This window comes from Sedimenticola selenatireducens (genome assembly GCF_007625115.1).
GTDB classification, from domain to species: Bacteria; Pseudomonadota; Gammaproteobacteria; order Chromatiales; family Chromatiaceae; genus Sedimenticola; species Sedimenticola selenatireducens_A.
Genome location: NZ_VMNH01000009.1, coordinates 48,425 through 60,003 on the forward strand (window position 1 = coordinate 48,425; position 11,579 = coordinate 60,003).

The 11,579-nt window shown below is 49.3% G+C and carries 10 protein-coding genes; 2 read left to right on the forward strand and 8 right to left on the reverse strand.

Features of this window, described 5'->3' with window-relative positions:
- Positions 1–29: 29 nt before the first annotated feature.
- Complete coding sequence (locus FHP88_RS09100) at positions 30–1,451, reverse strand: form I ribulose bisphosphate carboxylase large subunit (protein WP_144358732.1); 1,422 nt, start codon at positions 1,449–1,451, stop codon at positions 30–32.
- 169 nt (positions 1,452–1,620) lie between these two features.
- On the opposite strand from FHP88_RS09100, the gene FHP88_RS09105 reads away from it, so the two are divergent.
- The gene (locus FHP88_RS09105; RefSeq protein WP_144358733.1) at positions 1,621–2,550 is read left to right on the forward strand and encodes a LysR family transcriptional regulator; all 930 of its coding nucleotides are present in this window, start codon (positions 1,621–1,623) and stop codon (positions 2,548–2,550) included.
- A gap of 171 nt (positions 2,551–2,721) precedes the next feature.
- On the opposite strand, the gene FHP88_RS09110 is transcribed toward FHP88_RS09105, so the two are convergent.
- From FHP88_RS09110 to FHP88_RS09120, 3 genes are all read right to left on the reverse strand, one after another.
- The gene (locus FHP88_RS09110) at positions 2,722–2,910 is read right to left on the reverse strand and encodes a PLDc N-terminal domain-containing protein (RefSeq protein WP_144358734.1); all 189 of its coding nucleotides are present in this window, start codon (positions 2,908–2,910) and stop codon (positions 2,722–2,724) included.
- A 312-nt stretch (positions 2,911–3,222) separates the two neighbouring features.
- A complete protein-coding gene (locus FHP88_RS09115) occupies positions 3,223–3,786 on the reverse strand; it encodes a hypothetical protein (RefSeq protein ID WP_335341526.1) in 564 nt (187 codons plus the stop codon).
- 219 nt (positions 3,787–4,005) lie between these two features.
- On the reverse strand, positions 4,006–4,386 hold the full coding sequence (locus tag FHP88_RS09120; protein WP_186297666.1) for a bacteriohemerythrin: 381 nt from the start codon (positions 4,384–4,386) through the stop codon (positions 4,006–4,008).
- Between the two features lie 233 nt (positions 4,387–4,619).
- Between FHP88_RS09120 and FHP88_RS09125 the strand changes: the two genes are divergently transcribed.
- Entirely contained in the window at positions 4,620–5,588 is a 969-nt protein-coding gene (locus FHP88_RS09125) for a zinc transporter ZntB (RefSeq protein ID WP_186297667.1), read from the forward strand.
- A gap of 239 nt (positions 5,589–5,827) precedes the next feature.
- Here FHP88_RS09125 and FHP88_RS09130 read toward each other — a convergent pair whose 3' ends face one another.
- From FHP88_RS09130 to FHP88_RS09145, 4 genes are all read right to left on the reverse strand, one after another.
- Entirely contained in the window at positions 5,828–6,124 is a 297-nt protein-coding gene (locus FHP88_RS09130; RefSeq protein ID WP_144358738.1) for a hypothetical protein, read from the reverse strand.
- 208 nt (positions 6,125–6,332) lie between these two features.
- Positions 6,333–9,092: an XrtA/PEP-CTERM system TPR-repeat protein PrsT gene (gene prsT / locus FHP88_RS09135; protein ID WP_144358739.1), complete on the reverse strand. Its 2,760-nt coding sequence runs from the start codon at positions 9,090–9,092 to the stop codon at positions 6,333–6,335.
- A 161-nt stretch (positions 9,093–9,253) separates the two neighbouring features.
- Complete coding sequence (locus tag FHP88_RS09140; protein ID WP_144358740.1) at positions 9,254–10,765, reverse strand: B12-binding domain-containing radical SAM protein; 1,512 nt, start codon at positions 10,763–10,765, stop codon at positions 9,254–9,256.
- A gap of 3 nt (positions 10,766–10,768) precedes the next feature.
- Entirely contained in the window at positions 10,769–11,494 is a 726-nt protein-coding gene (locus tag FHP88_RS09145; protein ID WP_144358741.1) for an SDR family NAD(P)-dependent oxidoreductase, read from the reverse strand.
- Positions 11,495–11,579 lie beyond the last annotated feature (85 nt).

Here is an 11,579-nt window from a genome sequence, read left to right on the forward strand (position 1 = left end):
ATCTGGAGCCGCCAAATCTCTCAAGTCTGTTACTTATGTGAAACGTCCAGTTTGTCGACGGTATCGAACTCGAATTTGATCTCTTTCCAGGTCTCCATGGCCATTTTGAGTTCAGGACTGTGTTCAGCCGCTGTAGTAAGAATATCCTTACCTTCTTTCTCAAGTTCACGACCCTGGTTACGTGCTTCGACACAGGCTTCAACTGCCACACGGTTGGCTGCTGCACCTGCCGCGTTACCCCAGGGGTGACCGAGGGTGCCACCACCGAACTGCAGTACGGAGTCGTCGCCAAAGATGTTGACCAGCGCCGGCATATGCCAGACATGAATGCCGCCGGAGGCAACAGGCATTACACCTGGCATTGACCCCCAGTCCTGATCAAAGAAGATGCCGCGTGAGCGGTCTTCCTTGATGTAGCTGTCGCGCATGATGTCGATCCAGCCCAGAGTGGCATCGCGGTCGCCTTCCAGCTTGCCCACAACCGTGCCGGAGTGCAGGTGGTCACCACCGGAGAGACGCAGGATCTTGGTCAGTACACGGAAGTGGATACCGTGGTGCGGGTTACGATCCAGTACCGCATGCATGGCACGGTGAATATGCAGCAGCATACCGTTGTCCTGACACCACTGCGCCAGCTGGGTATTGGCAGACCAACCGCCGGTGATGTAATCGTGCATGATGATCGGCGCGCCGATCTCCTTGGCGTATTCCGCACGCTTCATCATTTCATCGGAAGTCGGTGCGGTAACGTTCAGGTAGTGACCTTTACGTTCTCCGGTTTCGACTTCAGCTTTATGGATGGCCTCCATCACAAAGTCGAAGCGGTGACGCCAGCGCATGAAGGGCTGGGAGTTGACGTTCTCGTCGTCCTTGGTAAAGTCGAGGCCACCACGCAGGCCTTCATAACAGGCACGGCCGTAGTTCTTGGCGGAGAGTCCCAGCTTGGGTTTGATGGTACAACCCAGTAGCGGACGGCCATACTTGTTCAGCAGGTCGCGTTCGACCTGAATGCCCTGTGGGGGGCCATTACAGGTCATGACGTAGGCGATGGGGAAGCGGATATCTTCCAGACGCAGTGCACGCAGGGCCTTGAAGCCGAAAACGTTACCTACCAGCGAGGTCATGACGTTAACCACTGAGCCCTCTTCAAACAGGTCAATGGGGTAAGCAACAAACGCGTAGAAGCACGTGTCGTCACCGGGTACGTCTTCGATGGCGTAGGCACGACCCTTGTAGTGATCCAGGTCGGTCAGCAGGTCAGTCCAGACTGTGGTCCAGGTGCCGGTTGAAGACTCGGCAGCAACCGCAGCAGCAACCTCTTCACGGGGTACGCCCGGCTGAGGGGTGACCTTGAAGCACGCCAGGATATCGGTATCTGTAGGGGTATATTCCGGCATCCAGTAAGTTTCGCGGTACTCTTTAACGCCCGCGTTGTAGCTTTTGACAGCCATGTTGTTTCGCTCCTCTTCCTAACTCGCATAAGTTTGCGGCGTTTTAATCAGCCGCTGCGCTTTGTTAATCCAGGCTTGAAGTTTTATGGATCTGGATTAATAATGGAAATTAATAGTAAATATGGGTGTCATAATGAATTGTTTATGACTGAGGAATGGGAGAGTAGGGATGATCCGGGCTACCTTACAGCAGTTGCGCGTATTCCAGGCGGTTGCTGAGCATCGTAGTTATACCCGTGCGGCGGAGGAGATACACCTGTCGCAACCAGGGGTATCGATTCAGGTAAAGCGACTCGAAGAGATACTTGACGCTACTCTATTCGAGAAGATGGGAAACCAGATTTTCTTGACCGCAGAAGGGAAAGCGTTGCTGGATACCTGTCGTGAGATTTTCGACAAGCTCTCAGATTTTGAAGAGAAGTTAAAAGAGTTTCATGGGGAGGTCACGGGGCCACTGCGGCTTGCGGCAGTTACCACAGCAAAATATTTCCTGCCGCAATACCTTGGAACCTTTCTGCGAAAATACCCCCAAGTGGTGCCAAAACTCAAAGTGAGTAACCACGAGCGAATCATTGAGCGTATTGAGGCGAACGCGGATGATATCTACATTATGGCTACCCTCCCTTCGCGTGATGATATTGAGGTAGATGCCTTTCTTGAAGATCAATTGGTAGTCTTAGCGCACCCCAATCATCCGCTCGCAAAGAAGAAAAAAATACAGCCTGAACAGCTGGCCTCTGAACGTATCATTACGCGAGAGCTCGGATCCGGAATTCGACTTACCAGTGAACAGGTGTTCAAGGAGCGGGGTATTGTTATCGAGCCTTATATGGAGCTTGGCAGTGGAGAGGCGATTAAACAGGCTGTAATGTCTGATCTTGGTATCAGTATTCTCTCCTCATTTAGTCTCAAGTTGGAGCTTCAGAACAAACAACTCGCGCTACTGAATGTAGAGGGTTTCCCGTTGTGCCGTAACTGGTATGCCGTACATCGAAAGGGTAAGCATTTAACGCGGGCAGCGAAGACGTTTCTCGATTATCTGAAGCAGGAAAATTTTGAAGATGTGTTAAGAATTATAGCGGCGAGTGACGATAGCTGATCCACGTCTTGTCGTGCGGCGTGCTGTTTTAAGATTTTTTACCATCAATAATTTAATCAGAAATCTGCGCTTTTAACCTTTTGTCTGCATTTATGTCCTCGACTTAATGTTTCACATATACCTTGGGTGGCTAGGTCTTACTTATATGCGAATGCCGTTTTCAATTGGCCATCAGAGCTGCATTTTTTTATCTCCAGGGCCCATAAGATACCAGATAATCAGTCCGATAAGAGGCAGTATAAGGACAATTGCAATCCACACTATTTTTAAACCTGTTGATGCTGAACTTTGTACAATTTTAATAATTGCGAAGATGTCTGCGAGTAAAAGAATGAGTCCAAGGATTCCATTTATTTCCATTGTTAGCTCCACAGCAGATTAAGGCACGAGTTGAAGGGCGATGGGTAAGCTTATACTGATACGTCGTTTCAGTGAATGCGACAATGCCAATGTTGACAATTTTTCACATCCTGCCAATAGCGGGAGTTCATTTAAAGGAAGGAGTTGGGTTTAGTTTGCGGGATATTTTTCAGCGCTTTGTCAGCATCAATGTCATTGTGATCCCATAAAAGACAGCCCTAATGGGCTGCCCGAATAAGTACAAAGAATCGCAGTGTGACGGATGTTTATGTTATGTAATCAACAGCAAATAATCTTTGCCAATTGAAGGTGCTAGTCGGCGGCAAAGCAATAAAACTTTCCTGCACCACCTGTGCTAATCAGGCCTTCCTGGCTACATCCGCGTGATGGATGGGCTGAGCTCCAAGATGTATTTCCGCCACCGTGACGATCGTGGTGGCCCACTTGCGCGCTTCCTTTATCACTGCTGGTCCAGTTGCTGCAAGTGTGGTCAGCCTCATCCGGGAAATAGGCGGTGCCATCATCCTGGCTGCCGGTTAATATGTCATGTTCATTGGGTTTATCACCACGGCCTTTTATGCGATTGCCTGCCTCATCAAGTGCCGTTTCTAAAGTGATCGTTCTATTGTATAGGTGTAGATCGGTTGGATTGGTTGCGATCAGAATCCCACGCGCGTTGTACCATGGGCCATTTCCGATACGTGATCTTGCTGAAATGCCCCGTTTACCCTCTTCTTCTGTACTGAGATAAGCTCTCCAGTCTCGGTCACCTGCACCCACAGCAGACGCCAGTTTTTTGCAATGGGCGTCAGCCCCTTCCAATCCTCCCAGATCAGCGCCATTGCCCATGCCTTCACTGGTCACAAAAAATCCCATCGGCCGCTCCTCCGCATTTACCGAGAATGAACCAAAAAGGGCGCACGTGCTAATTACCACAGCTATTACATTATTTTTCATGGGTATATTCCTTCAGTAGCTATGCATCTCAATGCAGATTTATGAAATACGGCATTCAGAGTTTAGTCGTAAATTCATGCCGCAGCTACAAAGACGAATTAAATAGGGTGGTCTCGTTCTTTTTTGTGAAAGGGCACATCAATTTTCCGTTGAAGCGAGATAGTTAGCTAGTTTTTTATCATGTGTAGCAATATGGGTCAGAAGGAGTTCACGTAGCTCTCTAAGTAGCTTGATTTCCAGCCTGGTCTCATTGGAAAGCACTTGGTTGTTAATTGTTAGCAGTTGCTCCATTAGAATGTCATGCTCTCCATCGTGCTCGTCGTACCCTTCATAACTGTGTTGACGCATGATCAGCTGTTCGGACATGAAATGTACCTCGGTGTAGCTGATTAATTGATCGAGGATGGCTGTTTTTTCATCTATAGATTTACCCTCCTTAATGGATCGCCGCAAGAGATCAATCATGCTTATCTGCACTGCGTGCTCACCTGCAATAGTCGATTCTTCTGTCTGGCTCATTTTGTTCTCTCTAGCTGATGCTGATATTACTGACCACACTATCATATGAATCGGTTGTGCTGAAATGGAGGGTATGGAGAAAATATGAGATTTACTACTAATTTATCAATAGATGTGGATGTCTGTTGTTATGCTATTCTTTTAGGCACTTAGCCGGGTGCTGATTGCACTTCATCTCAGTGAGATGGACAATCGCACTCAAACATTTTTTATATGCTATGGCTGAAGAAACAATGGACGAATTAACAAATTGTTGGTTGCTTGACGGTAGCGGTGGTGGAAACAAGCTCATCTGGGAACAGGCGGTGAGTCAGCATGTTGATGCTAAGGCTTCTTTGTGGTTGCACCTTAATTATTCACAACCGGAAGTTCAAGAGTGGATGGTTGAATGCAGTGGCCTATCAGCACTAACGGTTGAAGCTTTATTGCAGGTTGAGACGCGTCCGCGCTGCGTGATGGCCGATGGTGGACTGATGCTTTTTCTCAGAGCAGTTAACCTTAATCCGGGTGCTGATCCTGAGGACATGGTTAGCCTGAGACTCTGGGTCGGCGAAAAGCGTATTTATACCTTGGGTCTGCGTAAATTACTATCACTTGACGATATGCGTGAGTCTATTCACCAAGGAATGGGTCCAGAAACAACGGGGGATTTTCTTGTCCAGCTTGTTGAGTTGCTACTTGATCGAGCGGGTGTGGTTATAGAAGATTTATATGATTTGGTGGATCAGTTGGAAGAGTCGGTTCTTTTGGTATCCAGTCATCAACAAAGAGGGCAAATAGCAAGTATTCGTAGGCAGACCATTGCATTGCGTCGTTTTCTGGCGCCACAACGTGAAGCGCTCAATCGCCTATCCTCGGAGCGAACGGTAATATTGACGGATGAGCATCATTTACGTTTAAGAGAAGCTTTTGATCGTCTTACACGTTTTGTAGAGGATTTGGATGCGGCGAGGGAACGTGCAGGTGTTGTCCATGAATCATTGATCAGTAATCTAACGGAACAGACAAATACACGGATGTATGTGTTGGCGATTATTTCTGCGATTTTTCTGCCACTCTCATTTTTGACGGGGCTGCTCGGTATAAATGTTGGTGGCATACCCGGTGCTGATAGTCCGCTAGGTTTTGCTGTCGTGACCTTATCAATTATTGTGATTGCCGGTGGCCTATGGGCCTTTTTCCGTTGGCGAGATTGGTTTTAATTTAAATTAAGAAAAAGTCGAGTTGGGTTAGTTAATTCAATCACCTATGGAAAGGCAAACTATTTAGTATTTGAGTAGATCACTTATCTAGGGGATATTTCGCACGGGCTGGTCTGCAGATTAGAGGTCATATCCGTGATCTTTCACAGATGGCGATCGTTGAGTTATCGGTTTATTAAACAGTACGCTTTTCATGTAATGCTGTTTTTGCTCTTCACTTTCTTCTATCTATTTGTTGATCAGTTCGCAGGGGCACTGGGCGCCAGTCCCGTTACCTGGAATGGATTGCAGGCCCCTTCGCTCAGTGTCTGGAGTTGCAGATGATAACGTGAACCGACGGAGGGCATGATTGGGAAATGCTTGCGTTCCAACGTGACAGGGCCGAGGGCATTCGTCGCCAGTTGTACCTCAAGGTCTGTCGCGGCAGTCACCTGCCCATCGGTCTCCACGGGGGTATACCGGCAGGGGCCACCCGTCATGGCCTGTCCAGCCAGGGGGAGAATCATTAGCAGCGGGATTATGACTCTGTATCTCATCTTGATGTAACTCCGGTTTCAGTCTAGGTAGAAATTGCTGGCGTAACAGCGCCTGGTGTTACGCCCTTATACCTCAAGTCCATTTTTTACCCGTGAAAAGTTACCAGTATCAATTTAGCGTACTCAATACCTTTGTTTGGGTATATCGAAGAGATGGCGATTGGCCTCCCGGATACGGGCATATCCGGGAGATCTTTTGTGGTGTTTTCTAGTTCAAGGTCTCGATCAGTTTTTGAGCTGTTTTTGCCAGTTCACTCTTTTCATCGATTGCGATAGCGCGTTTAAGGAAGGCCTTAGCCTGTTGCTTCTCACCCTGCTTGTTGAGCGCGTAGCCAAGGTGATAGACAATCTCCTGATTTTTGGGCGCCAGCTCAGCGGCCTGCTTGAGGATCTCCGATCCTTGCTTGTAATCACCTTCCTGCACCAGTATCCATCCATAAGTATCGATGATCTCAGGCCGACGCGGGGCCAAATCGTAGGCTCGTTTGCCTATCTGGGAAGCGCGCTTGTCATTTTTTGTGGAATAGAGCCAGGCCAGATTGTTGAGTGCGATCAGGTTATCCTTATCGGCCTGCAATATTTTCTCATAGGCGGCGATGGATTCATCATTACGCCCCTGACTGAGCAGCATCATGCTTAGGTTGAGCTGGGGTTGCAGCTGATCAGGATGCTGGGTGATCCAGTCATTGAGGAGTGAGAGTCCACGCTCAGGGTCTCCCGCAGCTTGGTATTGTCCGGCTAACAACATAGTCACTTTCTCAGATGCCTGTATCTGCCGCGCTTTTTCATAGAGCGGTATGGCCTGCTTGGGCTTATTTTGGAAAGCGTAAGCCGTGGCTTCAAACTCATAACCGATTGCGTTATCAGGCAGGGCCTTCTGTATGGACCGGGCATGTGTCAATGCCAGTTCCAAGTTACCTGTACTGAGTTCCAGGCTGTACTGTCCAATCAAAACGGGAACGAAGTCAGGTTTATCTTCGAGGGCTTGCTGATAACTGACTCTGGCATCATCAAACTGTTTTGCGGCTTGTTGTGCATTTCCGAGCATTTGGAGTGTCTCAGCACTCTTTACAATATCCTGGAGCCGCTTAAAGGTTGTGACGGCATTGATTGCATCGCCCGAGGTGATTTGAGTTTTTCCGTGAATCGCTAGTACCGCTGGTTCTTTAGGGAAGTCTGTAGAGAGTTGGCTGGTCATGCGCAGTGCTTTGAGCGGTTCGCCATCAGCCAGGTAGTTCTGTGCCAAGATAAGGCCGGGCCGACTGCTTTTAGGTTCGCCGTTATGGGCGCGTTCCAACAGTTCATTCATGCGGGCCAGATCGCCCTTGCGTTTTGCGATGTCGGCCAGTCCCATAAGTACGGTGGTATTTTTCGGGGCCTTTTTCAGGGCCGCTTCCAACTGGGCTTTTGCCTGTTCAATGTCGTCCTTTTGCATGGCCAGTCGAGCGAGGTTGGCGTGGGCAGTGATAAAGGTTGGATCTACCTGGAGTGCCTTGTTAAAGCGCTGCTCTGCCTCATCGTGCTTGCCTGCCATGAGATAGGCCAGTCCGGTAAGATTGTGGCTGACTGGATTATCTGGAGATTTTTTCTCCAAGGACATACTCGCTTCCAGCGCTTTGTCATAATTCTTTTTATTGATATGGGAGAGCACCAGCAGGACATCGGCTTGGACAAACTCTTGTTCCATACCGGTTGTAGATTCCAGCTCATGGATCGCTTCTCCGGTCTTGCCCTGTGCCAATAACCCCAGTGCAAGTTGTGTGCGATAGGAGGCTAGGTCAGGTGAGATCTCGATCGCTTTGGACATCAAGGCTGAACCCTCTTCAAAGCGCTTAACTTGCATGTAGGCAGTGCCCAACATCGCCATCAGTTGAGCGTCGTTGGGATAGTGTCTTGAGGCGGGTTCAAGCAGCTTTATGACTTCCTCTGGCTGTTTGAGTTTGTGCTGTACGGAGGCAAGCAGTTTAATAGCGGGTAGCAGGGCCGGCTGGGCCTTTAGTACCTGAGAGAGGTGCTCATGCGCCGCTTCCAGGTTGCCTTTATAAAGATTGGTAGCACCCAGCATGGTCTGGGTCTGCAAGTTGTTTGGATCGGCAGTGTGGGCTTGTTGCAGTAGTGTGTCGGCTTTATCAATATCTTTCTCGAGCAGTGCCACTGTGCCACTTAGATGCAACAGTTTTGGATGTCCTGGGACCAGTTTTTCAAGTTCGGCCAGGTCGCTCTTGGTCTCTTCCAATTTTCCGCTGGCAAGGTTGATGTTGGCGCGCCCCAGGAGCGCACGGATATTTTTTCCCTGCAAAGAGATCGCTTTATTAAAATCAGTCCGGGCAACGTCTACGCCTCCCGTCTGCATATTTAGTTCTGCCCTAAGTACCAGTGCAGAGACATTGTCAGGGTAGCGGGAGAGGAGACTGTCAACGCTCGCCAATGCTTCACTGCGCTTGTTCTCGGCGAGATCAGCCATAATTAAACCGAGCATGGCCTCTTGTGATTCGCTATTGACGGTTTGCGCCTGGCCGAAGGTTTCTCTCGCCTCCTTCAATTGGCGTAACCCCAGGTGCGCATCGCCTCTGATCAGTAGGATGGCGACGCGCTCTTCGCTTGAACTGTTTGGATCATCGACGATGTTGTCGAGAATCTCATGATACTTCCTCTGTAACAGGTAAGCCTTTGCAAGATCCTGTTCCCAGTAACTTTTTGCGGCGTTCAGCTTTTTCGCACGCTCAAACTCTTTTTCTGCGGAAGCTCCATCACCTGCTTGCAGATAGATTTTTCCCAGCATCAGTCGCGCTTCGATACTGGTGGGATTTTCTTGCAGGGCGTTTTTCAGCTGAATGATTGCCGCTTTTGGCTCATTGTTATCCAGATAGGATTTTGCCTCTTGGATATATTGCTCGGCATCTGCGGCGTTGAGTAGGCTGGATACAAGTAGCAGTGAGGTGAATGAGAGTTGGCGAAGTGATTTCATGAATAAAAAATCCTTTTAGTCTGTACAGCTTTGAGGTGTTTTTTCTATTTGAAGAAGCTGTATTAACTTTATTGATTGGGCTGTTTGACCAGTGACAGGGTTAAGTCAAACTATCATACTCTGTCTGGGAGGGGCAATGCTGCCTCGCTGCGTTAAAAAAGCTAATGATGTCTGGCTTGGCGTGCTCTGTGGCTATCTTGGCCTGTTTCATCGGTGGCTATCGGTTGCATCTCCTGCATGAGGAAGGGCGGCCGTCCTTTTACCCCCGAATCTGCAAAGTCTAACGATAATGCGGCCATCGCCTCTTCGGGATTAACGAGGCGTGTGGTGGTTACGCCCGTATACAGCAACTCAAACAGACGTTTCAGTGCAATCCGGTGGACTTGCCCAGTCGTTTCATAGAGCCAGTTGCTCAATTCCATGAAGCGTTCAAAGGGCTGTCTTTCCAGTATCAGCGGAAGGGTATGCTGGAAGCGGCCTGAGTTGGCGATCATCTCCCAGTAGCGGGTGAATCGGTTAAGGCGCTGAATGGTTTGAAAATCAAGCAGATTATTGCTCAGAATATTATAGGGCGGTGCCGGATTGTAGCGCATGTTATAGGCTTGTGAATGGCGAATGATGGGTGAGCCCTTTAACCGCTTAAGAACACCGACCTGAATCTCATGGGGCGACAGGGCGGCCAGTTCATTGAAACTTTGTGCAAAGCTTGTTAGGTCTTCACCCGGCAAGCCGATAATCAGGTCGGCGTGAAGATGGGCTTGTGTCTCCTGGCGCAGCCAGCGTAAATTTTCTCGGCTCTTCTCATTATCCTGCTTGCGACTGATGATGGCCTGGACCTCTGGGTTGAAGCTCTGAATGCCAATCTCCAGTTGTAAGGAGCCTGCTGGAAATTGGCTCAGTACGGCCTTCAATGATTGCGGTAGGTGATCAGGGATCACTTCAAAATGGAGGAACAACTGATCATCCAGCCGATCCAGGAAAAAATTCAGTATTTTGATGCTCTGTTGTGGATTCAGATTGAAGGTGCGGTCAACAAACTTGAAATGCCTTACTCCACGTCGATAGAGCTGCTCGAGTGATTCCATGAACAGTTGCTCGGGAAAAGGGCGCGAGGTTTTGTCCAGGGCCGAGAGACAGAACTCGCATTTGAAAGGACAGCCGCGTGATGCTTCTACATAGATCAGCCGGTGTTTGATGTCCTCGTCACTGTAGAAGGCGTAGGGGAGTGCAAGCGTATCCAGTGAGGGTGCCGGGGCCTGTATGACCTTTTGGATGGGCCTTTCACCGGCAAACAGTTGCTGACAGAGTTGGGCAAAGGCATGGTCCCCCTGGCCTGCAATCAGATAATCGGCCTGGTCGACAATAAGCTGGTCTTGCCACTCATAACTGACCTCGGGGCCACCGAGAATGATCACTGTCTCTGGGCTGATCTGTTTTAGCAGGGCGACCAGTTGCTGACTTCTTTCTGCATTCCAGATGTAGACACCAATCCCGATAATACGAGGCTTATCAATGAGAAGCTGTTCCGCGATATCAATAGGCCAGGGTTCAAGGGTGTACTCCTGGATGGCTGTTTGCGTTTGCAATTCACCCATATTGGCATACAGGTAACGTAAACCAAGTGAGGCATGGATATGCTTTGCGTTGAGGGTGGTGAGAATAATCTTTGGCACCGTCTATTGGCCTTGCATGAGTGTGCGCACGTCAGTAAAGCTGCCACTCGGCAACTGTTTTAGAGAAGGGATCAGATCAGCGATCATTTGACCCGCGACAGTGGCGCTGGGCATGTTTTCTGTCCCTCTCGCGGCCCGCAGTTTCTTGACTGAGGGGAACTGCCCGTCGTCTACCTGAACCGGATCACATAGCACGTCCTGCATCGCGGTATCTACCAGGCCGGGTGCCAGTGCAACCAAATGGCTGTGTGGAAACTCATGGGCATAGAGCTGGGTGAGCATGTTGAGTGTGGCTTTGGAGAGGGCATAAGCTCCCCAGCCCCGATTGCCATTAACCGCTGCACCGGATGAGATAAGCACGATCTGGTCAATACGGATACCTGATTTCAATAGCCAGTCCAGCAGCACTTTGTTGGACCAGACATTGGCCTCCATGACTCTGCGGATTTCCTCCAGGCTAGTGTCTGCCATGTCCTGCATTTTTCCAAGGATGCCGGCATTCAAGATGGCCACATCCAGATGGCTAATCCCCATTAGCAGGGTTTCGAGGGCCAAGGGTACGGATTCGTAATCGGTAAGATCACAACGAATATCATTCAGTTTATGCTTCGATGAAGCGTAGCCACGTCGGCTCATGCCATATACCTCGAAGCCCTTTTCGAGATAGGCTTCGGTAAGACCTTTACCCAGGCCACTGCTGTTTCCGGTGATGAGTACTGTTCTGCTCATGCTGCTTAATCCATATCAAATTATGCTTTACCATCATCTGTTACGCTGCGCTGTTCAGCGCCCCGCTGTTTTCAGAATATTTATT